The 25,395-nt window shown below is 67.8% G+C and carries 33 protein-coding genes; 25 read left to right on the forward strand and 8 right to left on the reverse strand.

Translation table 11 applies throughout. The annotated features are described in order from the left end of the window. The first annotated feature begins 13 nt into the window (after nucleotides 1-13). The 19 genes from rpsC (at nucleotide 14) to sppA (ending at nucleotide 12,459) form a co-directional block, all read left to right on the forward strand. Entirely contained in the window at nucleotides 14-853 is an 840-nt protein-coding gene (gene rpsC / locus KXD98_RS04490; RefSeq protein WP_260762064.1) for a 30S ribosomal protein S3, read from the forward strand. A gap of 2 nt (nucleotides 854-855) precedes the next feature. Further along, entirely contained in the window at nucleotides 856-1,272 is a 417-nt protein-coding gene (rplP, locus tag KXD98_RS04495) for a 50S ribosomal protein L16 (protein ID WP_067962004.1), read from the forward strand. Beyond that, nucleotides 1,272-1,505, forward strand: a complete 234-nt coding sequence (gene rpmC, locus KXD98_RS04500; protein WP_260762065.1) for a 50S ribosomal protein L29 — start codon at nucleotides 1,272-1,274, stop codon at nucleotides 1,503-1,505. Before rplP ends, rpmC begins: the two co-directional genes overlap by 1 nt. Then, nucleotides 1,505-1,807, forward strand: coding sequence for a 30S ribosomal protein S17 (gene rpsQ, locus KXD98_RS04505; RefSeq protein WP_260762066.1), 303 nt, complete (start codon nucleotides 1,505-1,507; stop codon nucleotides 1,805-1,807). The genes rpmC and rpsQ overlap by 1 nt, the downstream gene beginning before the upstream one ends. A gap of 86 nt (nucleotides 1,808-1,893) precedes the next feature. Then, nucleotides 1,894-4,245, forward strand: a complete 2,352-nt coding sequence (locus KXD98_RS04510) for an arylsulfatase (protein ID WP_260762067.1) — start codon at nucleotides 1,894-1,896, stop codon at nucleotides 4,243-4,245. A 3-nt stretch (nucleotides 4,246-4,248) separates the two neighbouring features. Further along, entirely contained in the window at nucleotides 4,249-4,914 is a 666-nt protein-coding gene (locus KXD98_RS04515) for a hypothetical protein (protein ID WP_260762068.1), read from the forward strand. A gap of 5 nt (nucleotides 4,915-4,919) precedes the next feature. Next, nucleotides 4,920-5,789, forward strand: a complete 870-nt coding sequence (locus KXD98_RS04520) for a formylglycine-generating enzyme family protein (RefSeq protein WP_260762069.1) — start codon at nucleotides 4,920-4,922, stop codon at nucleotides 5,787-5,789. A 174-nt stretch (nucleotides 5,790-5,963) separates the two neighbouring features. Then, entirely contained in the window at nucleotides 5,964-6,332 is a 369-nt protein-coding gene (rplN, locus tag KXD98_RS04525) for a 50S ribosomal protein L14 (protein ID WP_003883432.1), read from the forward strand. After that, the gene (gene rplX / locus KXD98_RS04530; RefSeq protein ID WP_260762070.1) at nucleotides 6,333-6,650 is read left to right on the forward strand and encodes a 50S ribosomal protein L24; all 318 of its coding nucleotides are present in this window, start codon (nucleotides 6,333-6,335) and stop codon (nucleotides 6,648-6,650) included. Nucleotide 6,651: 1 nt separating this feature from the next. After that, on the forward strand, nucleotides 6,652-7,218 hold the full coding sequence (gene rplE / locus KXD98_RS04535) for a 50S ribosomal protein L5 (protein ID WP_260762071.1): 567 nt from the start codon (nucleotides 6,652-6,654) through the stop codon (nucleotides 7,216-7,218). 3 nt (nucleotides 7,219-7,221) lie between these two features. Then, the gene (locus KXD98_RS04540) at nucleotides 7,222-7,407 is read left to right on the forward strand and encodes a type Z 30S ribosomal protein S14 (protein ID WP_260762072.1); all 186 of its coding nucleotides are present in this window, start codon (nucleotides 7,222-7,224) and stop codon (nucleotides 7,405-7,407) included. 75 nt (nucleotides 7,408-7,482) lie between these two features. Further along, nucleotides 7,483-7,881: a 30S ribosomal protein S8 gene (rpsH, locus tag KXD98_RS04545; RefSeq protein ID WP_260762073.1), complete on the forward strand. Its 399-nt coding sequence runs from the start codon at nucleotides 7,483-7,485 to the stop codon at nucleotides 7,879-7,881. A 15-nt stretch (nucleotides 7,882-7,896) separates the two neighbouring features. Further along, complete coding sequence (rplF, locus tag KXD98_RS04550) at nucleotides 7,897-8,436, forward strand: 50S ribosomal protein L6 (RefSeq protein ID WP_260762074.1); 540 nt, start codon at nucleotides 7,897-7,899, stop codon at nucleotides 8,434-8,436. Between the two features lie 3 nt (nucleotides 8,437-8,439). Then, nucleotides 8,440-8,844 (forward strand): 50S ribosomal protein L18, encoded by a 405-nt coding sequence (rplR, locus tag KXD98_RS04555; RefSeq protein WP_260762075.1) that lies wholly within the window; start codon nucleotides 8,440-8,442, stop codon nucleotides 8,842-8,844. Between the two features lie 43 nt (nucleotides 8,845-8,887). Beyond that, nucleotides 8,888-9,559 carry a 30S ribosomal protein S5 gene (gene rpsE, locus KXD98_RS04560; RefSeq protein WP_260764983.1) on the forward strand — a complete coding sequence of 224 codons (672 nt, stop codon included), beginning with the start codon at nucleotides 8,888-8,890 and terminating at the stop codon, nucleotides 9,557-9,559. Between the two features lie 3 nt (nucleotides 9,560-9,562). Next, nucleotides 9,563-9,742, forward strand: a complete 180-nt coding sequence (rpmD, locus tag KXD98_RS04565; protein WP_014814261.1) for a 50S ribosomal protein L30 — start codon at nucleotides 9,563-9,565, stop codon at nucleotides 9,740-9,742. A 2-nt stretch (nucleotides 9,743-9,744) separates the two neighbouring features. Next, nucleotides 9,745-10,185, forward strand: coding sequence for a 50S ribosomal protein L15 (rplO, locus tag KXD98_RS04570; RefSeq protein WP_260762076.1), 441 nt, complete (start codon nucleotides 9,745-9,747; stop codon nucleotides 10,183-10,185). 120 nt (nucleotides 10,186-10,305) lie between these two features. Then, nucleotides 10,306-10,653, forward strand: coding sequence for a DUF732 domain-containing protein (locus KXD98_RS04575; RefSeq protein WP_260762077.1), 348 nt, complete (start codon nucleotides 10,306-10,308; stop codon nucleotides 10,651-10,653). Between the two features lie 48 nt (nucleotides 10,654-10,701). Further along, nucleotides 10,702-12,459 carry a signal peptide peptidase SppA gene (gene sppA / locus KXD98_RS04580; RefSeq protein ID WP_260762078.1) on the forward strand — a complete coding sequence of 586 codons (1,758 nt, stop codon included), beginning with the start codon at nucleotides 10,702-10,704 and terminating at the stop codon, nucleotides 12,457-12,459. Here sppA and KXD98_RS04585 read toward each other — a convergent pair. From KXD98_RS04585 to KXD98_RS04595, 3 genes are read right to left on the reverse strand one after another with little or no spacing between them, the layout of a single operon-like run. After that, a complete protein-coding gene (locus tag KXD98_RS04585; RefSeq protein WP_260762079.1) occupies nucleotides 12,425-13,357 on the reverse strand; it encodes an SAM-dependent methyltransferase in 933 nt (310 codons plus the stop codon). The genes sppA and KXD98_RS04585 overlap by 35 nt on opposite strands. A 5-nt stretch (nucleotides 13,358-13,362) precedes the next feature. Next, nucleotides 13,363-14,274: a class I SAM-dependent methyltransferase gene (locus KXD98_RS04590; RefSeq protein WP_260762080.1), complete on the reverse strand. Its 912-nt coding sequence runs from the start codon at nucleotides 14,272-14,274 to the stop codon at nucleotides 13,363-13,365. Further along, on the reverse strand, nucleotides 14,271-15,203 hold the full coding sequence (locus KXD98_RS04595; protein ID WP_260762081.1) for an SAM-dependent methyltransferase: 933 nt from the start codon (nucleotides 15,201-15,203) through the stop codon (nucleotides 14,271-14,273). The genes KXD98_RS04590 and KXD98_RS04595 overlap by 4 nt, the downstream gene beginning before the upstream one ends. 231 nt (nucleotides 15,204-15,434) lie before the next feature. Between KXD98_RS04595 and secY the strand changes: the two genes are divergently transcribed. Genes secY through KXD98_RS04615 form a run of 4 tightly spaced genes read left to right on the forward strand, consistent with a single transcriptional unit; the run spans nucleotide 15,435 to nucleotide 18,625 of the window. Beyond that, nucleotides 15,435-16,772 (forward strand): preprotein translocase subunit SecY, encoded by a 1,338-nt coding sequence (secY, locus tag KXD98_RS04600; RefSeq protein ID WP_260762082.1) that lies wholly within the window; start codon nucleotides 15,435-15,437, stop codon nucleotides 16,770-16,772. A gap of 16 nt (nucleotides 16,773-16,788) precedes the next feature. Further along, nucleotides 16,789-17,334 (forward strand): adenylate kinase, encoded by a 546-nt coding sequence (locus tag KXD98_RS04605; RefSeq protein WP_260762083.1) that lies wholly within the window; start codon nucleotides 16,789-16,791, stop codon nucleotides 17,332-17,334. A 5-nt stretch (nucleotides 17,335-17,339) separates the two neighbouring features. Further along, on the forward strand, nucleotides 17,340-18,137 hold the full coding sequence (gene map, locus KXD98_RS04610) for a type I methionyl aminopeptidase (RefSeq protein ID WP_260762084.1): 798 nt from the start codon (nucleotides 17,340-17,342) through the stop codon (nucleotides 18,135-18,137). Beyond that, the gene (locus KXD98_RS04615) at nucleotides 18,137-18,625 is read left to right on the forward strand and encodes a MarR family transcriptional regulator (protein ID WP_260762085.1); all 489 of its coding nucleotides are present in this window, start codon (nucleotides 18,137-18,139) and stop codon (nucleotides 18,623-18,625) included. Before map ends, KXD98_RS04615 begins: the two co-directional genes overlap by 1 nt. 4 nt (nucleotides 18,626-18,629) lie before the next feature. Here the strand turns inward: KXD98_RS04615 and KXD98_RS04620 are convergent, their stop codons facing one another. Continuing rightward, complete coding sequence (locus KXD98_RS04620; protein ID WP_260762086.1) at nucleotides 18,630-19,838, reverse strand: GAF domain-containing sensor histidine kinase; 1,209 nt, start codon at nucleotides 19,836-19,838, stop codon at nucleotides 18,630-18,632. After that, complete coding sequence (locus tag KXD98_RS04625) at nucleotides 19,835-20,497, reverse strand: response regulator transcription factor (RefSeq protein WP_260762087.1); 663 nt, start codon at nucleotides 20,495-20,497, stop codon at nucleotides 19,835-19,837. Before KXD98_RS04625 ends, KXD98_RS04620 begins: the two co-directional genes overlap by 4 nt. A gap of 115 nt (nucleotides 20,498-20,612) precedes the next feature. Here KXD98_RS04625 and KXD98_RS04630 point away from each other — a divergent pair, with 115 nt between their 5' ends. Continuing rightward, on the forward strand, nucleotides 20,613-21,365 hold the full coding sequence (locus tag KXD98_RS04630; RefSeq protein WP_260762088.1) for an HAD hydrolase-like protein: 753 nt from the start codon (nucleotides 20,613-20,615) through the stop codon (nucleotides 21,363-21,365). On the opposite strand, the gene KXD98_RS04635 is transcribed toward KXD98_RS04630, so the two are convergent. Then, complete coding sequence (locus tag KXD98_RS04635; protein ID WP_260762089.1) at nucleotides 21,335-22,636, reverse strand: glycosyltransferase; 1,302 nt, start codon at nucleotides 22,634-22,636, stop codon at nucleotides 21,335-21,337. The two genes, KXD98_RS04630 and KXD98_RS04635, sit on opposite strands and share 31 nt — an antisense overlap. A 47-nt stretch (nucleotides 22,637-22,683) precedes the next feature. On the opposite strand from KXD98_RS04635, the gene KXD98_RS04640 reads away from it, so the two are divergent. Then, complete coding sequence (locus tag KXD98_RS04640; RefSeq protein ID WP_260762090.1) at nucleotides 22,684-23,373, forward strand: TetR/AcrR family transcriptional regulator; 690 nt, start codon at nucleotides 22,684-22,686, stop codon at nucleotides 23,371-23,373. Here KXD98_RS04640 and mmsB read toward each other — a convergent pair. Both mmsB and KXD98_RS04650 read right to left on the reverse strand, forming a co-directional pair. Further along, complete coding sequence (mmsB, locus tag KXD98_RS04645; RefSeq protein WP_260762091.1) at nucleotides 23,339-24,214, reverse strand: 3-hydroxyisobutyrate dehydrogenase; 876 nt, start codon at nucleotides 24,212-24,214, stop codon at nucleotides 23,339-23,341. The two genes, KXD98_RS04640 and mmsB, sit on opposite strands and share 35 nt — an antisense overlap. 14 nt (nucleotides 24,215-24,228) lie before the next feature. Further along, nucleotides 24,229-25,392, reverse strand: coding sequence for an acyl-CoA dehydrogenase family protein (locus KXD98_RS04650; protein ID WP_260762092.1), 1,164 nt, complete (start codon nucleotides 25,390-25,392; stop codon nucleotides 24,229-24,231). Nucleotides 25,393-25,395 lie beyond the last annotated feature (3 nt).

The following is a 25,395-nucleotide window of genomic DNA, read 5'->3' on the forward strand; positions in this document are numbered from 1 at the left end:
AGGGCTCGGAGTAGTGGGCCAGAAGATCAACCCGCACGGCTTCCGGCTCGGCATCACCACCGACTGGAAGTCCCGCTGGTACGCCGACAAGCAGTACGCGGACTACATCAAGGAAGATGTCGCGATCCGTAAGTTGCTGGCCACCGGCCTGGAGCGGGCCGGCATCGCCGACGTCGAGATCGAGCGCACCCGCGACCGGGTCCGGGTGGACATCCACACCGCGCGTCCGGGCATCGTGATCGGCCGGCGCGGCACCGAAGCCGACCGTATCCGCGCCGACCTGGAGAAGCTGACCGGCAAGCAGGTCCAGCTCAACATCCTCGAGGTCAAGAACCCCGAGAGCCAGGCCCAGCTGGTCGCCCAGGGTGTCGCCGAGCAGCTTTCCAATCGCGTGGCGTTCCGTCGCGCGATGCGCAAGGCCATCCAGTCGGCGATGCGCCAGCCCAACGTCAAGGGGATCCGGGTGCAGTGCTCGGGTCGCCTCGGCGGTGCTGAGATGAGCCGCTCGGAGTTCTACCGCGAAGGTCGGGTCCCGCTGCACACGCTGCGCGCGGACATCGACTACGGCCTCTACGAGGCGAAGACCACCTTCGGCCGCATCGGCGTGAAGGTCTGGATCTACAAGGGCGACATCGTCGGCGGCAAGCGCGAGCTGGCCGCCTCCGCACCCGCCGCGGACCGTCCGCGTCGCGAGCGTCCGTCGGGCACCCGGCCGCGTCGCAGCGGCGCCTCGGGCACCACGGCGACGAGCACCGACGCCGGTCGCGCGGCATCCGGCGAGGCCCCGGCCGTCGCCGAGGCCACCGCAGGAACCGAGGCGGCCGCAGGCGCCGCTGAGAATACGGAGAGCTAGTCATGCTGATTCCCCGGAAGGTCAAGCACCGCAAGCAACACCACCCCAAGCAGCGCGGCATCGCCAGCGGCGGGACCTCGGTGAGCTTCGGTGATTACGGCATCCAGGCCCTCGGCCACGCCTACATCACCAACCGGCAGATCGAGTCCGCGCGTATCGCCATCAACCGGCACATCAAGCGTGGCGGCAAGGTGTGGATCAACATCTTCCCGGACCGTCCGCTGACCAAGAAGCCCGCCGAGACCCGTATGGGTTCGGGTAAGGGTTCGCCGGAATGGTGGGTCGCCAACGTCAAGCCCGGTCGCGTGCTGTTCGAGCTGAGCTACCCCGACGAGAAGATCGCCAGGGAAGCGCTGACCCGCGCGATCCACAAGCTGCCGATCAAGGCACGCATCGTCACACGAGAGGAGCAGTTCTGATGGCAGTGGGCACCTCGCCCGGTGAACTGCGTGAGCTCACCGACGACGAACTGACCGACAAGCTGCGCGAGTCCAAGGAAGAGCTGTTCAACCTGCGCTTCCAGATGGCCACCGGTCAGCTTTCCAACAATCGCCGGCTGCGGGTCGTCCGGCAGGAGATCGCGCGGGTGTACACCGTGCTGCGCGAACGTGAGTTGGGTCTGGCCGCCGGACCCGGAGGTGAGGATTCGTAATGGCAGACAGCGATCAGAAGGGGCCGAGTTACACGCCCCGCACGGAAAAGCCGCGCGGCCGTCGCAAGACGGCGATCGGTTATGTCGTGTCGGACAAGATGCAGAAGACCATCGTGGTCGAGCTGGAGTCCCGTAAGAGCCACCCGCTCTACGGCAAGATCATCCGCACCACAACCAAGGTCAAGGCCCACGACGAGAACGAGGCAGCCGGTGTCGGCGACCGCGTGTCGTTGATGGAGACCCGTCCGTTGTCGGCCACCAAGCGCTGGCGGCTGGTCGAGGTCCTGGAAAAGGCCAAGTAGACAACTTTCTGACGAAGAGCCCCGTTGCCTGCCGGCGGCGGGGCTTTTCTGACGCCGGGGACACCTGCGCGGTGTAACCTCCGGACGTGACCACGGAGTTCAACGGCAAGATCGCGCTCGACATCCGGGATTCCGAGCCGGACTGGGGTCCCTACGCGGCACCGACCGCGCAGCCGGACGCGCCCAACGTCCTGTACCTGGTGTGGGACGACGTCGGCATCGCGACGTGGGACTGCTTCGGCGGCCTGGTGCAGATGCCGGCGATGAGCCGCATCGCCGAACGCGGCGTGCGGCTTTCCCAGTTCCACACCACCGCGCTGTGCTCGCCGACTCGAGCGTCGCTGCTGACCGGCCGCAACGCCACCACGGTGGGCATGGCCACCATCGAGGAATTCACCGACGGTTTCCCGAACTGCAACGGCCGCATCCCCTACGACACCGCGCTGCTGTCGGAGGTGCTCACCGACAACGGCTACAACACCTACTGCCTCGGCAAATGGCACCTCACCCCGATCGAGGAATCCAATCTGGCCTCGACCAAACGCCATTGGCCACTGTCACGCGGCTTCGAACGGTTCTATGGGTTCCTCGGCGGCGAGACCGACCAGTGGTATCCCGACCTGGTCTACGACAACCACCCGGTCGCGCCGCCCGGTACCCCGGAAGAGGGCTATCACCTGTCAAAAGACTTGGCCGACAAGACTATCGAGTTCATCAGCGACGCCAAGGTGATCGCCCCCGACAAGCCCTGGTTCACCTATCTGTGCCCCGGGGCCGGCCACGCACCGCATCACGTCTTCAAGGAGTGGGCCGACAAATACGACGGCGTGTTCGACATGGGTTACGAGCGCTACCGCGACATCGTGCTGGAGAACCAGAAGAGGATGGGCCTGGTGCCCCCGGACACCGAGCTCTCGCCGATCAACCCGTACTCCGAGGTCACCGGCCCGGACGGACAACCCTGGCCCGAGCAGGACACGGTGCGGCCATGGGATTCGCTGTCCGACGACGAGAAGCGGTTGTTCACCCGGATGGCCGAGGTCTTCGCCGGGTTCCTGTCCTACACCGACGCGCAAGTGGGACGCGTGCTGGACTTTCTGGAGCAGACCGGACAGCTCGACAACACCGTCATCGTGGTCATCTCCGACAACGGGGCCAGCGGCGAAGGTGGGCCCAACGGCTCGGTCAACGAGGGCAAGTTCTTCAACGGCTACATCGACACCGTCGAGGAGAGCCTGCGGTCCTTCGACCTGCTGGGTGGCCCGCAGACATTCAACCACTATCCGATCGGCTGGGCGATGGCGTTCAACACGCCCTACAAGCTCTACAAGCGCTACGCCTCCCACGAAGGCGGTATCGCCGACAGCGCGATCATCTCCTGGCCGAAGGGGATTCGCGCGCACGGCGAGGTTCGCGACACCTACATCAACGTCGCCGACATCACCCCGACGGTCTACGACCTGCTCGACATCACCCCACCGGCAACCGTTCGGGGCGTCGCGCAGAAACCGCTTGATGGCGTGAGTTTCAAAGTGGCCCTGGATGATCCGGATGCGCCGACCGGCAAGGAGACCCAGTTCTACACCATGCTGGGTACCCGCGGCATCTGGCACAAGGGCTGGTTCGCCAGCGCGGTGCACGCGGCCTCACCGGCGGGCTGGTCGAATTTCGACGCCGACCGGTGGGAGCTCTATCACATCGAGTCCGACCGTAGCCAGTGCCATGATCTGGCCGCCGAGAACCCGGACAAGGTCGCCGAACTGGTCGACCTGTGGTTCGCCGAGGCGCAGAAGTACAACGGGCTGCCGCTGGGCGATTTGGGCGTGCTGGAGACGATGGCGCGGTGGCGGCCGACGCTGGCGGGGGACCGCCCGTCCTACACCTATTATCCGGGCACTGCCGACGTCGGTAGCGGGGCCTCGGTGGAGCTGCGCGGACGGTCTTTCGCGGTGCTGGCCGAGGTCGACATCAACGCCGCCGACGCCGCCGGTGTGATCGTCAAACACGGTGGTGCCCATGGTGGTTACGTGATGTTCCTGCGTGACGGCCGACTGCACTTCAGCTACAACTTCCTCGGCGAGACGGAGCAGACGCTGTCGTCGTCCGAACCGGTCGGGATCGGAACCCACTGTCTCGGGTTCGCCTACACCCGCACCGGCACCGTCGAGAACAGCCACACCCCATTGGGTGACGCCGCGCTCTACATCGGCGGCGCGCAGGTGGCGACCTACCCGGGCATGCGGACCATGCCGGCGACGTTCGGGCTGGCCGGTGCCAGCCTCAGCGTCGGCCGCAACGCCGGTTCGCCGGTGTCGCGGTCCTACGCACCCCCGTTCGCGTTCACCGGGGGCACCATCAGGCGGGTCGACGTGAACGTCTCCGGCGCCGGTTACGCCGACCTGGAGCGGGATTTCGCGCGCGCTTTCGCCAGGGACTGACTCGTGTGCCGGATGGTGGTCACGCTGCTGGCGGTGTGCGCAGCGCTGGTGGCCCCGGGATGCACGCGCACCGACCCGGGCACGGCGGTGGCCGACACCGAGGCGCCCGCCGTCGTGTCTCCCGGCCCGACCCCGCCGGCGGCGCCCACCATGACGCTCACCGTGCCGGCCACCCCGGATGAAATCCAAACGCCTTGTGTTCCTGATGATCTCCCGCGGGTTCGGGTCCAGGCCGAGATTCCGGACCCGTCGGCACCCACCGCCACGGTGGGTGTCCCCGAGGGGTGGTCGATGGCGTCGGGGCCGCAGGGGGCACGGCTGGACGGTCCGGACGGGATGCTGGCCACCGTCACTGTCACCCCGGCCTCGCCCGAGGCCGAAGCCGCTTTCGACGCCTACGTCGACGGACTCACCGACAACGCCGTGATCAGCTCGGTGAGCGTGCTTCCCGGCGACCTGTGCGGCTATCCAGGGCAGAAGTTGATGGGGGTGCTCGGCGAGGAGGGCGACGGCACCGACACGGTGCAGTACGAGGCGCGGACCGTGCACGTGCCGACCGGCGCGGCGGCGTACCTGATCGCCGTGTACGTCCAAGCACCTGCGGGGGCGGCCGGATTCGACGAGGCCGCGACGCTGCTGACGGCCGACTTCGAGATCGGCCTACCCTGACCCCTATGGTGACCGACCTCGTCGCGCTACCCGGCGGGTCGTTCCGGATGGGCTGCACACAGTTCTATCCGGAGGAGGCTCCGGTGCACACCGTCACCGTCGAGCCGTTCCACATCGAGGCGCACCCGGTGACCAACGCGCAGTTCGCAGCGTTCGTCGCCGACACCGGCTACCGCACAGTGGCCGAGACCGCCCCGGATCCGGCACTGTTCCCCGGTGCCGACGCCGCGGACCTGGTGCCCGGCGCACTGGTGTTCCGCCCCACCGCCGGACCGGTCGATCTGCGTGACTGGCGGCAGTGGTGGCAATGGGTGCCCGGCGCGCACTGGCGTGCCCCGTTCGGGCCGGAGGACTCGGTGCACGACAAGCCGGACCACCCCGTGGTGTCGGTCTGCTACACCGACGCGCTGGCCTATGCGCGCTGGGCCCGTCGCCGGCTGCCGACCGAAGCCGAATGGGAGTTCGCCGCGCGTGGCGGTTCGTCGAGCATCTACGGATGGGGTGACGACCCGCTGCCCGACGGTCGGCTGATGGCCAACACCTGGCAGGGCCGGTTCCCGTACCGTAACGACGGAGCGCTGGGGTGGTGCGGCACCTCGCCGGTGGGTACGTTCCCGGCCAATGCCTACGGCCTGGTCGACATGATCGGCAACGTCTGGGAGTGGACGACCACCCGTTTCGTCGGACATCACCGGATCGGCGCGGCACCGTCCTGCTGCCCGCCGAGCAACCCCGATCCGACGGTCAGCCAGGCGCTCAAGGGTGGATCGCACCTGTGCGCACCGCAGTACTGTCACCGCTACCGGCCCGCAGCGCGTTCGCCGCAGTCCCAGGACAGCGCGACCACCCACATCGGATTTCGCTGCGCACGCTGAGCCCGGCTCGGGCGATTTGGATCATTTCCCGAGCTCACCTAGTATGTACGGGTTGCCTTGGGCAGACCTCGGCCGATCCGCGCGGATGGGCCCCGCGTGCCTTTGGGTGGCAAAGACCGCGCACGTCAGGGTCGGTAATCCTGCGTGCATACAAAAACCAGGTCAGGAGATCTAGTGATTCAGCAGGAATCGCGGCTCAAGGTCGCCGACAACACGGGCGCCAAGGAGATCTTGTGCATCCGTGTGCTCGGTGGCTCGTCGCGGCGCTACGCCGGCATCGGTGATGTCATCGTGGCGACTGTCAAGGACGCCATCCCCGGCGGCAACGTCAAGCGTGGCGATGTCGTCAAGGCGGTCGTCGTGCGCACCGTCAAGGAACGCCGCCGCGCCGACGGCAGCTACATCAAGTTCGACGAGAACGCCGCCGTCATCATCAAGGCCGACAACGACCCGCGCGGCACCCGCATCTTCGGCCCCGTCGGTCGTGAGCTGCGTGAGAAGCGCTTCATGAAGATCGTCTCGCTCGCCCCGGAGGTGTTGTAGATGAAGGTCCGCAAGGGCGACACCGTGCTGGTGATCTCCGGCAAGGACAAGGGCGCCAAGGGCAAGGTCCTGGTGGCCTACCCCGACCGCGAGAAGATCCTCGTCGAGGGTGTGAACCGGATCAAGAAGCACACCGCAGAGTCGCGCACCGAGCGCGGTGCCGCCTCGGGCGGCATCGTCACCCAGGAGGCGCCGATCGCCGTCTCCAACGTGATGCTGCTCGATTCCGACGGTAAGCCGACGCGGGTCGGGTACCGCATCGACGCCGAGACCGGCAAGAAGGTCCGCGTCGCCAAGACCAACGGCAAGGACATCTGAGATGACCAGCACTGAGCAGAAGACGCTGCCGCGCCTGAAGCAGCGCTACCGCGAGGAGATCAAGGACGCGCTGGCCAAGGAGTTCGGCTACGCCAACGTCATGCAGATCCCTGGCGTGGTCAAGGTCGTCGTGAACATGGGTGTCGGTGACGCCGCCCGCGACGCCAAGCTGATCAACGGCGCGGTCAACGATTTGACGCTGATCACCGGGCAGAAGCCGGAGATCCGTCGGGCCCGCAAGTCGATCGCCCAGTTCAAGCTCCGCGAGGGCATGCCGATCGGTGCCCGGGTGACGTTGCGCGGCGACCGGATGTGGGAGTTCCTGGACCGGCTCATCTCGATCTCGCTGCCGCGTATCCGCGACTTCCGCGGTCTGAACCCCAAGCAGTTCGACGGCACCGGTAACTACACGTTCGGGTTGACCGAGCAGTCGGTGTTCCACGAGATCGACGTGGACAGCATCGACCGGCCCCGCGGCATGGACATCACCGTCGTCACCTCGGCGACGAACGACGACGAGGGACGAGCGCTGCTGCGGGCGCTGGGCTTCCCGTTCAAGGAGAACTGAGCAATGGCAAAGAAGGCTCTGGTCAACAAGGCCAACAAGAAGCCCAAGTTCAAGGTCCGCGGCTACACGCGCTGCAACAAGTGCGGCCGGCCGCACTCGGTGTACCGCAAATTCGGCCTGTGCCGCATCTGCCTGCGCGAGATGGCGCACGCGGGCGAACTGCCCGGTGTCCAGAAGTCCAGCTGGTAAGCCAGCCAACCACTACTAAACAGTTGCGGTAGGCCCCGTCCGGGGAACCGCCGCGAGAAAGGTGAACCGGCTGTCATGACCATGACGGATCCGATCGCAGACTTCTTGACGCGTCTGCGCAACGCCAACTCGGCGTACCACGACGAAGTGACCCTGCCGCACAGCAAGATCAAGGCCAACATCGCCGAGATCCTCAAGCGCGAGGGTTACATCAGCGACTACCGCACCGAAGACGCCCGCGTGGGCAAGTCCCTGGTGGTGTCGCTGAAGTACGGCCCCAGCCGGGAACGCAGCATCGCGGGCCTGCGCCGGGTGTCCAAGCCCGGCCTGCGCGTCTACGCGAAGTCCACCAACCTGCCGCGCGTGCTCGGCGGGCTCGGTGTGGCGATCATTTCCACGTCGTCCGGTCTGAGGACTGACCGCCAGGCGGCCCGTGAGGGCGTCGGCGGCGAGGTCCTCGCCTACGTGTGGTGAGGGAGGGCTAGAAACATGTCTCGCATTGGAAAACAGCCGGTCACCGTCCCCAACGGGGTCGACGTGACGATCGACGGGCGCAACGTGTCGGTCAAGGGCCCCAAGGGCACGCTGACCCTCGACGTCGCCGACCCGATCGAGGTCTCGCGTGACGACAACGGCGCCATCGTGGTCAGCCGTCCCGACGACGAGCGTCGCAGCCGCTCGTTGCACGGTCTGTCGCGGACGCTGATCGCCAACCTGGTGACCGGGGTGACCGAGGGATACACCACCAAGATGGAGATCTTCGGTGTCGGCTACCGCGTGGTGGCCAAGGGCAGTGACCTGGAGTTCGCGCTCGGCTACAGCCACCCGGTGCTGATCAAGGCTCCGGAGGGCGTGACCTTCGCGGTGGAGACGCCCACCAAGTTCTCGATCTCCGGTATCGACAAGCAGGCAGTCGGCCAGATCGCGGCCAACATCCGCCGGCTTCGTAAGAGCGACCCCTACAAGGGCAAGGGGATTCGCTACGAGGGCGAGCAGATCCGCCGCAAGGTCGGAAAGACAGGTAAGTAGTAGATGGCTACCAAGACTCAAGACGCCGGCTACAAGCCGGTCGGCAAGAACATCTCCGAGACGCGGCGCACCTCTCGGTTGCGTCGCCACGCACGGCTGCGCAAGAAGGTCGCCGGCACCGCCGCGCGTCCCCGCCTGGTGGTCAACCGTTCGTCGCGGCACATCCATGTGCAGCTGGTCGACGACTCCCAGGGCGTGACGGTGGCTGCGGCGTCGTCGATCGAAGCCGACGTCCGTGCCGTCGAGGGTGACAAGAAGGCCCAGAGCACGCGGGTCGGGCAGCTCATCGCCGAGCGCGCCAAGGCCGCCGGCATCGACGAGGTGGTGTTCGACCGCGGTGGGTACACCTACGGTGGACGCATCGCCGCGCTGGCCGACGCCGCACGCGAAGGCGGGCTGAAGTTCTGATGATCGAACAGATCAACCGCAATCACACCGGAAGGAACGCATGATGGCCGAGCAGGCTGTAGGAGCCGGCGGGCCGTCGAGCGACGGCCGCGACGGCAGGAATGACCGCGGAGGCCGCGGGCGCCGTGACGACCGCGGTGGCCGTGGCGGTCGCGACGACCGGGAGAAGAGCAACTACCTCGAGCGGGTCGTCACGATCAACCGCGTCTCCAAGGTGGTCAAGGGTGGTCGCCGGTTCAGCTTCACCGCGTTGGTGATCGTCGGCGACGGCAAGGGCATGGTCGGTGTCGGCTACGGCAAGGCCAAGGAAGTTCCGGCCGCCATCGCCAAGGGCGTCGAGGAAGCACGCAAGAACTTCTTCCGGGTGCCGCTGATCGGCGGCACCGTCACGCACCCCGTGCAAGGGGAGGCCGCCGCGGGTGTGGTGATGCTGCGTCCGGCCAGCCCGGGTACCGGCGTCATCGCCGGCGGCGCCTGCCGTGCGGTGCTGGAATGCGCCGGGGTGCACGACGTCCTGGCCAAGTCGCTGGGCAGCGACAACGCGATCAACGTGGTGCACGCGACCGTCGCCGCGCTGAAGTTGTTGCAGCGCCCCGAAGAGGTCGCGGCTCGCCGCGGTCTGCCGATCGAAGATGTAGCGCCCGCAGGCATGCTCAAGGCCCGTCGTGAGGCGGAGGCCCTGGCTGCCAGCGCTGCGCGTGAGGGAACGGCATAACAGATGGCAGAGCTCAAGATCACCCAGGTGCGCAGCACCATCGGCGCGCGGTGGAAGCAGCGTGAGACGCTGCGCACGCTGGGCCTGCGCAAGATCCGCCAGTCGGTGGTCCGCGAGGACAATCCGCAGACCCGCGGACTGATCAAGACCGTGCACCACCTGGTCACGGTTGAGGAGGTCTAGACATGACGATCAAGCTGCACGACCTGCGGCCCGCGCCCGGGTCGAAGAAGGCCAAGACACGCGTGGGTCGCGGTGAGGGCTCCAAGGGTAAGACCGCCGGTCGCGGCACCAAGGGCACCAAGGCCCGCAAGAACGTGCCGGTCATGTTCGAAGGTGGGCAGATGCCTATCCACATGCGGCTGCCCAAGCTCAAGGGCTTCCGCAACCGGTTCCGCACCGAGTACGGCGTGGTCAACGTCGGCGACATCAACAAGGCGTTCCCGGACGGCGGCACCGTCGGTGTCGACGAGTTGGTGGCCAAGGGCCTCGTCCGCAAGAACGTGCTCGTCAAGGTGCTCGGCGACGGCAAACTGTCGGCCAAGATCGACCTGACCGCGCACAAGTTCAGCGGCAGCGCCCGCGAGGCGATCACCTCGGCCGGCGGCACCGCCACCGAACTGTAGAGAACGCGCTGCGTACAGAAGCCCCCGCCCCGGCGGGGGCTTTTGTGCACGGTGGGCTCGTAACGCGCGCGGCGCCGTCGGCGATTAGACTGCCGCAGGGGAAATGACCGAGGAGCAACCATGATTGGCAACCGCCGTACCGTAGCTGCGGCGATCGTCGTCGCCGGCCTGGCCGCTTTCGGTGCGGCCGCGCCGGCCGCAGCCCAGCCCGACGACAAGCGTTTCGACGACGCGGTGAAATCGCTGGGCATCGACACCAGCAACATCCCCGACGTGCCCGCGGTCGGTCGCCAGGTATGCGAACTGCTCACCTCGGGGCTGGCCGGCAACCCGAACCCGGTTCCGGTGGTGCGCGGCGTGCGCACCACGGTGCAGAACTCCGGACTCGACCGGGACAAGGCCACCGGGCTGATGCGGGTCTCGGTGGCTGCCTACTGCCCGCAATACATGCGCCTGGTCGGTCGCTGACCCCGCGCACGGGCCGCAGCGTCGCAGCCCGTCGGTAGGCTTTCGACCATGCATTCTCTGCTGTCCGGATTGCCCGGCTTCGACGACGTTCGCCAGCTGGCCCGCAAGGTCGACACCGCGCGCCACCAGGGTGTCCCCGACGGCTGCATCCTGGAGCTGGACCTGCAGAGCGCGCCGCCCGAAACCGCGGGTTTCGATCCGTTGGCGGTGTTGTCCGGGGTGGTCGGGCCGACCCGTCCGCTGCTGCTGCGCGAGGCTGTCGAGGCGATCCATCGGGCCGCAGAGGACCCGCGGGTGGCCGGTCTGATCGCCCGGGTGCAGATCGCCGCCGCCCCACCCGGACCGGTGCAGGAGCTGCGCGAGGCCATCGCGGCGTTCACCGCCCGTAAGCCGTCGTTGGCCTGGGCCGAGACCTACCCGGGAACCCTGTCCTACTACCTGGCCTCGGCGTTCGGTGAGGTGTGGATGCAGCCCTCAGGCACCGTCGGTCTGGTCGGCTTCGCGACCAGCGCGCTGTTCCTGCGCGACGCGTTGGACAAGCTCGGCGTCGAAGCGCAGTTCGTCGCCCGCGGTGAGTACAAATCGGCGGCGAACCTGTTCACCGAGCACGGTTACACCGAGGCCCACCGCGAAGCCGACGCCGCGTTGGTGGACAGCCTGCGCTCGCAGGTATGGCAGGCCGTGGCCACCGCCCGCGGCCTCGACGTCGCGGCGCTCAACGCGCTGGCCGATCGGGCTCCGCTGTTGCGTGACGACGCGCTGGCAGCCGGACTGATCGACCGCGTCGGTTTTCGGGACGAGGCTTATGCGCATATCGCGAACGTCGAGACGGGTGATGCCGACGCCGACGGCGCACCGCCGCGGTTGTTCCTGTCCCGCTATGCCCGCGCCAAGAAGCGGGCGATGCCTGGACTGAAGAGTCAGCCCAAGATCGCGGTGGTGACGTTGTCCGGCCCGATCGTCAGTGGCCGCGGCGGACGGCAGCTGTCCCCGATGGGCAGTTCGGCCGCCGGCGGGGACACCATCGCCGCCGCGCTGCGGGAGGCCGCCGCCGACGACGACGTTGCGGCGATCGTGCTGCGCGTCGACAGTCCCGGCGGTTCGGTGACTGGTTCGGAGACCGTCTGGCGGGAGGTGGTCCGCACCCGCGAGCGGGGCACGCCGGTGGTGGCGTCGATGGGAGCGGTGGCTGCGTCGGGCGGCTACTACGTGTCGATGGCGGCGGATGCGATCGTCGCCAACCCGGGCACGCTGACCGGGTCGATCGGTGTGGTCACCGGCAAGCTGGTGGCGCGCGGGCTCAAAGATCGCCTCGGCGTCGGCTCGGATGCGGTGCGCACCAACGCCAATGCCGACGCGTGGTCGGTCAATGCGCCGTTCACCGAGGAACAGCAGGCCCACGTCGAGGCCGAAGCCGACCTGTTCTACACCGATTTCGTGGCGCGCGTCGCCGAGGGCCGGTCGATGACTGTGGAGCAGGTCGAGCAGGTCGCCCGCGGGCGGGTGTGGACCGGTGCCGACGCCCGGGAGCGTGGCCTGGTCGACGAGCTCGGCGGTCTGCGCACCGCGATCGGTCGGGCCAAAGAGCTGGCCGGTCTGGACGCCGACGACGAGGTCGCGCTCGAGTATCTGCCCGGCTCGTCGCTGCTGGACATGCTGCGACCCAAACCGTCGTCGCTACCGGCGGGCTCGGTGGCCGATGCGCTGGGTGGGCTGGCGTTACGGTCGGTAGCCCAGGCCGTCGACCAGACCCAGCGTTCGTTGACCGGGGTCAACCTGTTGTGGCTGGGCCCAACTCGGCTCTGACGTAGATGATCTGACCACCCAGCGGATCCTGCACGGCCGCGTCGGCGGGCAGCTCGCGTCCGAAGCGGGCGAACAGCTCGTCGCGCGGCTCGGCGCTCACCTGCCAGCCGAGGCCGCCCAGGTAGTCCATCACGTGGCTGCGCTCGCCGGCGTAGACCAGCGCCGACATGTCCAGGTCGAGACCGTGTTGCTGCAGCGGCTCGGCGAGCGCGCGCGCCTTCTCGGCGTCGAAATCGACGATGCCGGGCACGTATTCGGTCGACACCGTCGAGCCGGGCGCCGACAACGCGGTGATCCGGTCGAACAGCAGATCCTGGGCCTGCGACGGGAGATAGATCAGCAGCCCCTCGGCCAGCCACGCTGTCGGCTGCGAGGCATCGAAGCCGGCGGCGCGCAGCGCCGACGGCCAGTCCTGGCGCAGGTCGACGGCCACGGGCTGTCGGGTGGCGGTCGGCTCGGCGCCGATACCGGCCAGCGTGTCGGTCTTGAACTCGATGACCTGCGGTTGGTCCAGCTCATAGATCACGGTTGCGGGCGGCCAGCCCAGCCGGTAGGCGCGCGCGTCCAGACCAGAGGCCAGGATGACCACCTGACGGACTCCGGCCGCCGTCGAGGCCAGCACGCTGTCGTCGAAGAACTTGGTGCGCACAGCCATCCCGTCGATCATGGCTTGCACCCGTTCGGGGGTCATGTCGGGAAACAGCGACAGGTCGAGCGCGCCGTCGAGCATCTTGGTGAAGAAGTCGATGCCGACCGCCCGCACCAGTGGTTCGGCGAACGGGTCGTCGATCAGGGGATCGGGGTCGGCACTGGCCATCGCCCGCGCGGCGGCGACCATCGTCGCGGTGGCCCCGACACTGGACGCCAGGTCCCAGGTGTCGTCATCGGCGCGTGCCATCCTCGCTACCCCCGCCGAGCGCTCAGGTATCCGGAGTCGCCGATCATCGCCATCAGGTCGTTGTCGGGCGCACGGAAGCCGTTGGCCGCATAGGCCTCGGTGGTCGGCTGCACCTTCACCTGCCAGCCGCGGGCGAGCAGATGGTCGGCAGCCGAGGTACGCGGGCCGCTGTAGAACAGCTCTTCGAGGTTGATGTCGCTGCCGTGCCGGCGGGCCCGCTCGGTCATGGCCTTGGCCCACTGGCCGGTCAGCGCCTTGGCGTCCATGTGCTCGGTGGCCACCCGGCTGCCGGGGGCGCTGAGCGTACTGATGTGGTCGAGCAGGCGGTCCTGGGCGTCCGGGGGCAGATAGATCAGCAGTCCTTCGGCGATCCACGCCGTCGGCGCTGTTTCGTCGAAGCCGGCCGCTCGCAATGCGGCGGCCCAGTCGTCGCGCAGATCGATGCCGACAGTCTGGCGGTCGGCGCTGGGCGCCACGCCCGCCTCGGCCAGTACCCGGGTCTTGAACTCGATGACGTCGGGTTGGTCGATTTCGAAGATCGCGGTGCCCGCCGGCCACTGCAACCGGTAGGCGCGGGTGTCCAGGCCGGAGGCCAGGATCACCACCTGCATGATCTCGCTGCGCACCGCCTCGGTGAGGAAGTCGTCGAAGAACCGGGTGCGCACCGCGATCTGTTCACGCATCAGCTGGGCGCCGAACAGCGGATCGGAGTCGAAGTCGACCTCGCCGCGGGCCACCTTGACGAAGTGCGGCAGTCCGACGGCTTCGACCAGGACGGCCGCATACGGGTCGTCGATCAGGGCGTCAGGCCCGTTGCTGGCGAATGCCCGCGTCGCGGCCACCGATGTCGCGGTAGCGCCGACGCTGGAGGCCAGGTCCCAGGTGTCATTCTCGGAGCGCTTCTCGCTGCGGGTCATCGCGGCGCCCTCATCGCGCTGACGTAGACGACGTCGGCGAACCCCTTGTCGGTGTCGAGCCGGTCCAACCCATAGCGCTGCAGCAGGTCGTTGGTCGGCACCGCATCGACGGTCCAGCCCCGCTCGGCGAGATAGCCGGCGAGCTCGGCGCGATCGCCCAGGAAGACCAGATCGGAGAAGTCCAACTCGAATCCGTGGCGACGCCACGCCTCGGTGGAGGCCTGCATGCGCTCGCGGAGCTCGTCGGCTTCGGTGTCGTGGTGAGCAGGCACCCCTTCGGCGGCCAATCGGCTACCCGCCGGGCTCAGTGCGCAGACTTGGTCGAGCAACCGGTCCTGCGCGTCGGGGGGCAGGTAACCGAACAGCCCTTCGGCGATCCATGCCGTCGGGCGGCCGGCGTCGAATCCGGCGTCGGCGAGGGCGGCGGGCCAGTCGTGGCGCAGGTCGACGGCCACCGTGCGCAGCTCGGCCCTGGGCGTAGCGCCGAGCCGCGCGAGGGTCTGGTGCTTGAACGCGGTCACCTCGGGTTGATCGACCTCGTAGAGCACCATGCCGGCCGGCCAGTCCAGACGGTAGGCGCGGGCGTCGAGTCCGGAGGCCAGGATCACCGCCTGTGTGATGCCTGCGGCGGTCGCTGCGGCGAAGAAGTCGTCGAAGAACCGGGTGCGGGCGGCCATCCCGTCGGCGAAGCGGCTCATGCCGACCGGCGACCCGCCGTCGTGGGCGTCGAGGTCGGCCGGGGTCAGCTCGCCGGTGGCCAGCCGGGTGAAGAAGTCGACGCCGACCGCACGCACCAGCGGTGCGGCGAACGGGTCGTCGATCACGGGCTCGGCGGCGCGGGATGCGACCGCGCGGGCGGCGGCGACCAGGGTCGCGGTGGCGCCGACGCTGGAGGCCAGATCCCAGGAGTCGTTGTCGCTGCGGGGCATGACGGAGAACCTCTGCTGACTAGTTAGTTGGTATAAGGAGCTGACACCGACTGTACGCTTCTGATTCGGGGCAACGGAGCTGCAACTGTTAGTCTCGTAGACTGTTTGAACGCGTGACTTGCGCAGGCGTGATGCCTGCTCGTGCCGTCGCGCGCACGACTTAAACCAACGCTGGTCACGCCAGCCACATGAGCACGCCGCAGCGACACGTCGGCCGTGCAGGAGGAAAGAGTGCTCTCGGCTTTCATCTCGTCACTGCGGACAGTCGATCTGAGGCGCAAGATCCTGTTCACCCTCGGCATCGTGGTCCTCTACCGGGTCGGCGCGGCGATCCCGTCTCCCGGTGTCAACTACCCCAACATCCAGCAGTGCATCGCTGACGTCAGCGGCGGGGAGTCGGCGCAGATCTACTCGCTGATCAACCTGTTCTCCGGCGGCGCGCTACTGCAGTTGACGGTGTTCGCGGTGGGCGTGATGCCCTACATCACCGCCAGCATCATCGTGCAGTTGCTCACCGTGGTGATCCCGCGCTTCGAGCAGCTCCGCAAGGAGGGCCAGGCCGGTCAGGCCAAGATGACGCAGTACACGCGTTATCTGTCGATCGCGCTGGCCGTCCTGCAGGCCACCAGCATCGTGGCGCTGGCGGCCAACGGCGGTCTGCTGCAGGGCTGCACCCTCGACATCATCGAAGGCCAGAGCGAAGGCCTGAACATCTTCACCCTGGTGGTCATGGTGCTGGTCATGACCGCCGGCGCGGCGCTGGTGATGTGGATGGGCGAGATGGTCACCGAGCGTGGCATCGGCAACGGCATGTCGCTGCTGATCTTCGCCGGTATCGCCGCGCGCATCCCGATCGAGGGCCGGACCATCCTGGACAGCCGCGGTGGCATGGTGTTCACCCTGGTCTGCGTCGCGGCTCTGATCATCATCATCGGTGTGGTCTTCGTCGAGCAGGGCCAGCGCCGGATCCCGGTGCAGTACGCCAAGCGCATGGTCGGACGCCGGATGTACGGCGGCACCTCGACCTACCTGCCGCTGAAGGTCAACCAGGCGGGCGTCATCCCGGTGATCTTCGCATCGTCGCTGATCTACATTCCGCACCTGATCAGCCAGTTGGCGGCCAGCGCCGGTGACGGCGCCAGCACCAGTTGGTGGCAGACCTTCATCGCGGAGAACCTGACCAACCCGGCCGACCCGATATACATCGCGATGTACTTCGGCCTGATCGTGTTCTTCACCTACTTCTACGTCTCGATCACGTTCAACCCTGACGAACGCGCGGACGAGATGAAGAAGTACGGCGGCTTCATCCCGGGCATCCGACCGGGTAAGGCCACCGCCGACTATCTCCGATTCGTGCTGTCGCGGATCACGCTGCCAGGCTCGATCTATCTCGGTGTGATCGCCGTGCTGCCGAATCTCTTCCTGGAGATGGGCAATACCGGGTCGGTCCAGAACCTGCCGTTCGGCGGAACCGCGGTGCTGATCATGGTCGGCGTCGGCCTGGACACCATCAAGCAGATCGAAAGCCAGCTGATGCAGCGCAACTACGAAGGCTTTTTGAAGTGAGAGAAGGGTTCTTGAGTTGAGAATCGTGTTGTTGGGGCCGCCCGGTGCGGGTAAGGGAACGCAGGCGGAGAAGCTGGCCGAGAGCCTCGGCGTTCCCCACGTCTCGACCGGAGACCTGTTCCGTTTCAACATCACCAACGGCACCGAGCTGGGCCTGGAGGCCAAGAAGTACCTCGACGCCGGCGACCTGGTGCCCGCGACTCTGACCAACGCGCTCGTCGACGACCGACTCGACGACGACGATGCCGCGCAGGGGTTCATCCTCGACGGCTTCCCGCGTTCGGTCGAGCAGGCCAAGGCCCTCGACGCGATGCTGGAGAAGCGCAAGCTGTCCCTGGACGCGGTGCTGGAGTTCCGGGTGCCGGAGGAGGAGCTGGTCAGCCGGCTCAAAGGCCGCGGCCGCGCCGACGACACCGAGGACGTCATCCGGAACCGGTTCAAGGTGTACCGCGACGAGACTGCGCCGTTGCTGGACTACTACCGCGACACCGTCACCACCGTCGACGCCGTGGGCGACCTCGGCGAGGTGTTCGACAGGGCGCTCAAGGCGCTCGGCCGCTAGCGTCGATGGTTTCTCTGCCCAGCTTGCGCGGCCGCAAGGTCGTCGCTGCACGCAGCGCCGGTGAACTCGACGCGATGGCCGCGGCCGGGGCGCTGGTCGCTGCCGCGCTCAAGGCCGTCCGCGCGGCTGCGGCACCCGGGGTGACGACGCTCGAACTGGACGCCGCCGCCGAGTCGGTGATCCGCGACGCCGGTGCGGTCCCGTCGTTCAAGGGCTACCACGGCTTCCCGGCCACCATCTGCGCATCGGTCAACGACCGCGTGGTGCACGGCATCCCGACGACGGCCGAGATCCTCGCCGAAGGCGATCTGGTCTCGATCGATTGTGGCGCCATCCTCGAGGGCTGGCACGGTGACTCGGCGTTCACCTTCAGCGTCGGCGCAGCCCGCCCCGAGGACGAGAAGTTGTCGCAGGCCACCCGGGAGTCGATGGAGGCCGGCATCGCGGCGATGGTTCCGGGTAACCGCCTCACCGACATCTCCCATGCCATCGAGTGCGGCACCCGTGCGGCCGAGAAACGGCACGGCCGGCGGTTCGGCATCGTGGCCGGCTACGGCGGGCACGGCATCGGCCGGGAGATGCACATGGATCCGTTCCTGCCGAACGAAGGATCGCCCGGCCGCGGTCCGTATCTGGTGCCGGGCTCGGTGCTGGCGATCGAACCGATGCTGACCTTGGGCACCACCCGCACCGTCATCCTCGACGACGAGTGGACCGTGGTGACCGCAGACGGTTCACGGGCCGCGCACTGGGAGCACACCGTCGCAGTGACCGACGACGGACCACGCATCTTGACCTGCTGATGAATCGAGACCCGATCGCGGTCGCACGCGCGAACTGGGAAAGCAGTGGCTGGGGTGAGGTCGCCGACGGCATGGTCGCGGTGACCTCGGTGATGCGGGCCCACCAGATCCTGCTGGCGCGGGTCGAGAACGCGTTACGGCCCTACGATCTGAGCTTCTCCAGGTACGAACTGTTGCGTCTGTTGGCGTTCAGCCGGACCGGGGCGCTGCCCATCACCAAGGCCAGCGACCGGCTGCAGGTCCATGTCACCAGCGTCACCCACGCGATCCGGCGGCTCGAAGCCGACGGCCTGGTCGAGCGGCTGCCACATCCCACCGACGGGCGAACCACGCTGGTGCAGATCACCGGGTTGGGTCGGTCCACGGTCGAGGACGCGACGGTCACGCTCAACAACGACGTCTTCGCCGACATCGGGATGTCGGTCGCCGAGTCGCGCGCGCTGGCCGCGTCGATCCAGACCTTGCGCCGCAACGCCGGCGACTTCTGAGGCGCTAGCTCGGCGCGGGCACCGGGATGGTCGCGGTCACCGTGGTACCGGCGCCCGGACGGGAGCGGATGTTGAGTCGGCCGCCCACGATCTCGGCGCGCTCGGCCATCGACAGCAGCCCGTAACCACCCATCTCGTCGCTACCGAGCGGATTTTCGAAGGTGTCGAACCCGACCCCGTCGTCGGCGATCTCCAGGCGGGCGGTCTGACCGTTGTCCCCGCGGTCGAGGTGGAACGTCAGCCGCGCGCGGGTGGCCCGGGCGTGTTTGACGACGTTCTGCAGGCATTCCTGGGCGATGCGGTACAGCGCGAGCTCGATATGGTCGGGCAGCCGGGTGTCGGCGAGGTCGACCTCGATTCCGACCTGCGGGATCGAGCGCGCCAGACTGGCCAGGCCGCCGGACAACCCGAGGTCGTCGAGAACCGGTGGGCGCAGCCCGCCGATCGCCGCGCGGGCTTCCTGCAGGGTCAGCGCCGCGAGCTCGCGGGCCCGTTCGAGCTGCTCGGTCAGGGCCGCCCGGTCGTCGAGTGCCTGAGCCGCGGCGTCGAGGCGGTAGGACAGCGTGACCAGCCGCTGGGAGATGCCGTCGTGGATGTCACTGGCCAACCGTCGCCGCTCGAGTTCCTGCGCTTCGATGACCTGCTCGACGAAGTTCTCGTGCGCGCGCTCGCGGGCGACCAACTGCCGGTGCAGGCGGGCCTGATGCATGGCTCCGGCGATCAACCGGCCGATCACCAGCAGCAGTTCGACGTCGCGCTCACCGAAGTCGCGCTCGGCCACGGTGTGCACGTTGAGCACCCCGACCAGCCCACCCGGCGCAGTCTCCATCGGCACCGACACCATCGAGGTGAAATCGCGGCCGCGCAGCGACCGGAACGGCAGGTACCGCGGGTCGGACTCCTTGTCCTTGCGGATCACCACGGGCCGGCGGTGGCTGGCCACCCACCCTGAGATGCCCTGTCCCAGCGGCAGCCGGATCTTGCCGACCTCGGCGTCGAACGGCGGGGTGGCACCGGCCAGTGTCAGCGAGCGTTCGGTGTCGTCGAGGACGTGGACGAAACACACGTCGCTGTCGGTGGCCGCGGTGATCATCCGTGCCGCGGCGGCGGCCAGCGGTTCCACCCCCGGCCCGCTGGAGGCGGCCTGGATGAGTTCGCGCAGCAGCGCCAGCTCCCGGTCGGCCGTCAGGACCGCTCTGCCGGTCGGCGTCATTGGTAGATGCCCTCCCGTAGCGCGGTGGCCACCGCGCCGGTCCGGTCGCTGACCCCGAGCTTGCGGTAGATCGAGCTGAGGTGGGTCTTGACGGTTTCGTCGCCGATGATCAGCTTGGCGGCGATCGCGCGGTTGGACAGGCCGTTGACCACCAGCGCCAGGATCTCGCTCTCTCGCTGGGTCAGTCCCTGGCGGGCGCCGGGCCAGAACTCGTCACGTTGCAGCCGGGCCGCGGTGTCGACTGCGCGCGCGGCCATCCCCGGGTCGATCGCGGTCACACCGCCGTGGGCGAACTCCAGCTGGCGGACCAACTCCTCGCTGCTGATGCTCTTGAGCAGGTAACCCGACGCGCCCACCCGCAGGGCCTGGAACAGATACTGCTCGTCGTCATAGACCGACAGCATGACCACCTTGCGGTCCGGGTCACGCTGGCGCAGCTGCTGGCAGACGTCGAGCCCGCTGGAGCCCTGCATCCGCACATCGCACAGCACGATGTCGGGGTCGAGCTCGCTCACCACGTCGAGCACCTGCTCGGGCCCGACCGCCTGTCCGACCACGGTGACACGGTTGCTGAAGGCCGCCAGCATCGCCTTGAGCCCTTCGATGACCATTTCGTGGTCGTCGACCAGCACGATTCGCACCGGCACGGGGTCGGCCATGCCCCAACCTTAAAGCCGGCGCGGGCCGGTGGTGATCGAACGTCGACCAACGTGGCGCGTCGAATCCCCCAAGTGGGGGAGGCGCCGCCAGTGTGATCTAGGACACCATCGATCTGTGCAGCCTATCGAGCAGAAAGCCTGGCGAGCCGGTCGGTTCTGGTGGGACTGGCCGCGGACCAACGACGCGAACATGGCCCCGCTGAAAGCGATGGTGTTCGACCTCGACGCCCTTGCCGACATCGACGCTGCCGGACACCTGCCCGCGTTCAACGCGGCCTTTGCCGAGCTTGGACTCGACATCAGGTGGTCCGAACAACGCTACCGGCAGCTACGGGTGCTCTCCGACGAACGCACCCGGGTGGCCGCCGAGTTGCGCAAGCGTGGTGTGCGTAGCGACTGCGATGTGCTCGCCGAACTTCTCGTCGACGAGATCTGCGCGACGAAGTCGATGATTCTCGACGAGACCATCCTGGATGCCGATCTGGCACCCCGCAGCGCGATCGTCGATCTGATCACCGAGGCGTTCAGCGCCGGTATCGCGGTGGGCATCGTCAGCACCGGGCGTCACAGCTGGGTGGAGCCACTGGTACGCCAGCTGGTCGGAGACGGCGTGGTCGCGACGGTCGTCACCGCCGACGACGTGACCGAGGGCAACATGTACCGGCACGCGCTCGACGAGTTGGGTGTGACGGCGCAGGATGCGCTCGCGTTCGCCGGGTCGCCGGCCAACCAGCGGGTGGCCGCCACCGCCGGTGTCCCGACGGTGCTTGTCGGCGGCGACGACGCGGCGACGACGCTGCGGGTGGCCGACTGCCGGCAGCTGCGCGACCAGTGGAATCAATCGCATCCGAGACCGACCGCGGCCTGACGGGCGACGTCGTCGACGACGTCGGTCAGCACCCGGTAACCGCCGCTGGCGGCCATCTCGGTCGCGATCCGCTGTGACGCCGTGCGGTAGTCCGGGTCGGACAGCACTCGGCGCACCGCACGACGTAGCGCACGCACGGTGGGCCGGTCGCGGCGAATCTGTACCCCGACGCTGAACCACGCGACGCGAGCGCCGACCTCCGGCTTGTCCTCCTTGCCGCCGGTGGCCACGATCGGCACTCCGTGACGCAGTGCGTACTGCACGCCGCCGTAGCCGCCGTTGGTGACGAAAACATCTGTGCGGGGGAGTAATTCGTCGTAGGGCAGGTACTCGGCTGCGCGTACGTTGGCGGGCAGCGGCGGCAGCGTGTCGACGGGTCGCCCACCGGTCGACACGACCACCAGGACATCGTCGTCGACCAGTGCCTGCGCTGTGGGGACGATGAGTTGCGTGTAGTCCTTATTGGCGATGGTGCCTTGGGTGACGTGCACGATGCGGCGGGTGCCGTCGAGGTCGCCCCACCAGGGTGGCAATGGCGCCGAGGACCCGCTGGCCGACAGCGGACCGGCGAAATGCACGGTCGGCGGCATGTCGGCACGCGGGTACTCGAACGAGGCGACGGTGAACTGGACGACGGCCTCGGCGCGGCGGGCCCAGTCCATCACCGGAAACGGCATGTCGGTGCCGTGCAGATCGCGGTAGATTTCGTTGCTGAGTTCGGTCACGCCGGCCAGTGCGCCGCGGGTGGCAAAGGTCAACGCGGTGTTGCGGATTCGGTTCCCCCAGCGCGCCGGCGGCAGGCCCATGCCGAACGGCGCAACATCGGGGCTACTCATCGCCAGTGGCAAGACCCCACAGTCGACGATCGCGGGTCGGGCCGAGCGGGGGTACCCGAGCAGGAATGCCGCGCCCGTGAAGGTGGGGTCGACCAGCAGCACGTCGACGGGCTTCTCGGCGTGCGTGGCCAGCACGGCTTCGACCTGGATCGACGCGGGCCGGACGAACATGTTCTCGATGTCGAATGCGGCGGCCTTGATGCCGCGCAGTGCCGCCCGCTCCGGGAACAGCGCGTCATGGTCGACGCGGTCGTCGTAGTCGGCGTCCCCGGTCAATGCGATATGTCGGGCACCGGTGGCGGCCACGGCAGTGGCGAACCGGCTGCCGGTCAGGAATCTGACGTCGTCGCCACGCTCGACCAGATGACGCGCGACGGCCAGCAGCGGTGTCACGTGACCGTGAATCGGCACGCTGGCAATGAGGATCGAGGCCATCAGGGCTCCTTCGGGGAATTCAATACCTTGGTATAGTATTCAGTACTATGTCATACAGGTCAATATCCGGTGCGGGTGCGAAGGCGCCGGCACGCCGGTACCGGTCGACGTTGCGGCGCCAGCAGGCCGAGCAGACGCGTCTCGACGTCGTCACCGCCGCGGCCGCACTGTTTGCCGAGCACGGGTACGCGGGCACCACGCTGGCCAAGATCGCCGCCGCGGCCGGGGTTTCGGTCGAGACGGTGCAGAGTCATGGTCCGAAGGCCGCGCTGATGATCGCCGCGGTGGAGTACGCCGCCTTCGGGGAGACAGGCGACCGGGACATCCTCGACAGTGAGATCGGCGAGCAGCTGTCGCAGATCGAGGATCCTGAGGCAGCTCTCGACTACCTGGTCGCGCTCCAGACCGAGTTGCACAGTCGCTCAGCGCATCCCGCGCGGGCTCTGTTCGGTGGCGCCGCGGTGGACCCGACGTTGGACCGCTACCTCGATGAACTGCTCACCGGCATCAAACGTCAGATGCGCCGTGTCCTGGTGCTGTTCCGGGAGCGGGGGTGGCTGCGCGAGGATCTACCCTTCGACGATCTCGTCGAGACCGCGGCGCTGCTGGCCGACGTCCAGACGTACCTCAAGATTGTCGACCGCTCCCGCTGGAGTGACCAGGCCTACCGCACGTGGCTGCGGCGCATGCTCGCCGAAACCGTCATGGACCGCGGAGCAGTTCGATCACTGCGCTGAAGTCCTTGTCCGCGTGGTTCTCTGCGAAGTCTGCGTAGATCTGGGCGGCGTGGCTGCCCAGCGGAGCGTTCACCCCGGAGGACTCGACCGCTGCCATCGCCAGCCCGAGGTCCTTGTTCATCAGGGCGGTGGCGAAACCGGGCTTGAAGTCGTTGTTGGCCGGAGAGGTCGGAACCGGGCCGGGCACCGGGCAATTGGTGTGCACCGCCCAGCAGTTGCCGGTGGCGCCGGTGATCACGTCGAACAGCGACTGGGCCGGCAGGCCGAGTTTCTCGGCCAGCACGAAGGCCTCACCGATCGCGATCTGCTGCACCGCAAGCACCATGTTGTTGCACAACTTTGCGGCCTGTCCGGCGCCGGACGCGCCACAGTGGATGATCTTGCCCGCCAGAGGCTCCAGCACCGGCTGGGCCCGCTCGAACGCGTCGGGCTCACCGCCGACCATGAACGCCAGCGTGCCGGCCGTGGCGCCCTTGATCCCACCGGAGACCGGTGCGTCGATCTGGGCCAGGCCCTTCTCGATGGCCTGGGTGTGGATGGCACGGGCGTCGTCGACCGAGATCGTCGAGGTGTCGATCAGTAGCGCTCCGGGTTTGGTGGCCGCCACCACCTCGTCGTAGACCGCCTTGACGATCGCGCCGTTGGGCAGCGACGTGATGACCGCGTCGGCCTCTGAGACCGCTGCCCCAACGCTGTCGAAGGTGCTCGCGCCGTTGGCTTTTGCTGCCTCCTTCAATGGGGCAACCGGATCGAAGGCATGCACACGGTGTCCCGCTGCGACCAGGTTGGCCGCCATCGGGCCGCCCATGTTGCCCAGGCCCAGGAACGCAATCGTCGTCATCTCATATCCTCGTATCAGGATGCGCGGGCTCGCAGGGCGGCTGCCCGCCCGATCACCACGCGCATGATCTCGTTGGTGCCTTCCAGGATTCGATGCACCCGTAGATCTCGGACGATCTTCTCCAGGCCGTACTCACGCAGGTACCCGTAACCGCCGTGCAACTGCAGCGCCTGGTCGGCGACGTCGAAGCAGGTATCGGTGACATAGCGCTTGGCCATCGCGCACAACTCCACCTTCTCAGGGTGGTCGTCGTCGAGTGCAGTTGCCGCACGCCATAACAGCGTCCGTGATGTCTCCAGGGCGGTGGCCATGTCGGCCAGCGCGAACCGGATCGTCGGCTCGTCGAGCAGCGATGCGCCGAAAGCCTGTCGGTCGGCCAGGAACGCCGCGGCCTTCTGGTATGCGGTCTGCGCCCCGCCCAGCGAGCATGCCGCGATGTTGATGCGACCGCCGTTGAGTCCGTTCATCGCAATGCCGAACCCGGTGCCCTCGCCCTCGGGGCCGCCCAGCATGGCGTCGGCCGGCACCCGCGCGCCCTCGAAGATGACCTGCTTGGTGGGCTGGGCGTTCCAGCCCATCTTCTGCTCGTCGGCACCGAAACTCAGCCCCGGCGCATCCTTGCCGACGACGAAGGTCGAGATGCCCTTCGGACCGTCGTCTCCGGTGCGGGCCATCACGATGTAGACGTCCGACGACCCGGCACCGGAGATGAACTGCTTGACCCCGTCGAGGACGTAGTCGCCACCCGACCGAACCGCTCGGGTACGCAACGCGCTTGCGTCCGACCCGGCGCCCGGTTCGGTCAGGCAGTAGCTGGCGATCGCGTCCATCGAGGCCAGGCGTGGCACCCACTCCTTGCGCTGCTCCTCGGTGCCGAAGCTGTCCACCATCCATGCGCACATGTTGTGAATGGAAAGGAACGCCGACACGGTCGGGTCCGCTGTGGCCAGCATCTCGAAGATGCGCACCGCATCGATTCGCCGTAAACCACTGCCGCCGGCATCTTCTCGGCAGTAGATGGCCGCCATGCCCAGTTCGGCGGCCTCCCGCAGCACATCGGTGGGGAAGTGATGGGTCTGGTCCCACTCCAAAGCATGCGGCGCCAGCCGCTTCTCGGCGAAGGCCGCAGCCGTCTCGGCGATCACCCGCTCGTCCTCATCGAGGCCGAAGTAGTCCATGTC

Source organism: Mycobacterium sp. SMC-4 (assembly GCF_025263265.1).
Classification (GTDB): domain Bacteria; phylum Actinomycetota; class Actinomycetes; order Mycobacteriales; family Mycobacteriaceae; genus Mycobacterium.

Bases quoted from the DNA above. Each gene is read 5' to 3' on its own strand.
- rplX (WP_260762070.1), top strand. From the start codon at position 6,333: ATGAAGGTCCGCAAGGGCGACACCGTGCTGGTGATCTCCGGCAAGGAC.
- KXD98_RS04590 (WP_260762080.1), bottom strand. From the start codon at position 14,274: ATGACCCGCAGCGAGAAGCGCTCCGAGAATGACACCTGGGACCTGGCC.
- rpsQ (WP_260762066.1), top strand. From the start codon at position 1,505: ATGGCAGACAGCGATCAGAAGGGGCCGAGTTACACGCCCCGCACGGAA.
- KXD98_RS04585 (WP_260762079.1), bottom strand. From the start codon at position 13,357: ATGGCACGCGCCGATGACGACACCTGGGACCTGGCGTCCAGTGTCGGG.
- KXD98_RS04595 (WP_260762081.1), bottom strand. From the start codon at position 15,203: ATGCCCCGCAGCGACAACGACTCCTGGGATCTGGCCTCCAGCGTCGGC.
- map (WP_260762084.1), top strand. From the start codon at position 17,340: ATGGTTTCTCTGCCCAGCTTGCGCGGCCGCAAGGTCGTCGCTGCACGC.
- rpsH (WP_260762073.1), top strand. From the start codon at position 7,483: ATGACCATGACGGATCCGATCGCAGACTTCTTGACGCGTCTGCGCAAC.
- rplO (WP_260762076.1), top strand. From the start codon at position 9,745: ATGACGATCAAGCTGCACGACCTGCGGCCCGCGCCCGGGTCGAAGAAG.
- KXD98_RS04615 (WP_260762085.1), top strand. From the start codon at position 18,137: ATGAATCGAGACCCGATCGCGGTCGCACGCGCGAACTGGGAAAGCAGT.
- mmsB (WP_260762091.1), bottom strand. From the start codon at position 24,214: ATGACGACGATTGCGTTCCTGGGCCTGGGCAACATGGGCGGCCCGATG.
- rpmD (WP_014814261.1), top strand. From the start codon at position 9,563: ATGGCAGAGCTCAAGATCACCCAGGTGCGCAGCACCATCGGCGCGCGG.
- rplE (WP_260762071.1), top strand. From the start codon at position 6,652: ATGACCAGCACTGAGCAGAAGACGCTGCCGCGCCTGAAGCAGCGCTAC.
- sppA (WP_260762078.1), top strand. From the start codon at position 10,702: ATGCATTCTCTGCTGTCCGGATTGCCCGGCTTCGACGACGTTCGCCAG.
- rpsE (WP_260764983.1), top strand. From the start codon at position 8,888: ATGGCCGAGCAGGCTGTAGGAGCCGGCGGGCCGTCGAGCGACGGCCGC.
- KXD98_RS04575 (WP_260762077.1), top strand. From the start codon at position 10,306: ATGATTGGCAACCGCCGTACCGTAGCTGCGGCGATCGTCGTCGCCGGC.
- KXD98_RS04635 (WP_260762089.1), bottom strand. From the start codon at position 22,636: ATGGCCTCGATCCTCATTGCCAGCGTGCCGATTCACGGTCACGTGACA.
- rplF (WP_260762074.1), top strand. From the start codon at position 7,897: ATGTCTCGCATTGGAAAACAGCCGGTCACCGTCCCCAACGGGGTCGAC.
- rplR (WP_260762075.1), top strand. From the start codon at position 8,440: ATGGCTACCAAGACTCAAGACGCCGGCTACAAGCCGGTCGGCAAGAAC.
- KXD98_RS04650 (WP_260762092.1), bottom strand. From the start codon at position 25,392: ATGGACTACTTCGGCCTCGATGAGGACGAGCGGGTGATCGCCGAGACG.
- rpmC (WP_260762065.1), top strand. From the start codon at position 1,272: ATGGCAGTGGGCACCTCGCCCGGTGAACTGCGTGAGCTCACCGACGAC.
- KXD98_RS04540 (WP_260762072.1), top strand. From the start codon at position 7,222: ATGGCAAAGAAGGCTCTGGTCAACAAGGCCAACAAGAAGCCCAAGTTC.
- KXD98_RS04640 (WP_260762090.1), top strand. From the start codon at position 22,684: ATGTCATACAGGTCAATATCCGGTGCGGGTGCGAAGGCGCCGGCACGC.
- KXD98_RS04520 (WP_260762069.1), top strand. From the start codon at position 4,920: ATGGTGACCGACCTCGTCGCGCTACCCGGCGGGTCGTTCCGGATGGGC.
- rplP (WP_067962004.1), top strand. From the start codon at position 856: ATGCTGATTCCCCGGAAGGTCAAGCACCGCAAGCAACACCACCCCAAG.
- KXD98_RS04625 (WP_260762087.1), bottom strand. From the start codon at position 20,497: ATGGCCGACCCCGTGCCGGTGCGAATCGTGCTGGTCGACGACCACGAA.
- KXD98_RS04620 (WP_260762086.1), bottom strand. From the start codon at position 19,838: ATGACGCCGACCGGCAGAGCGGTCCTGACGGCCGACCGGGAGCTGGCG.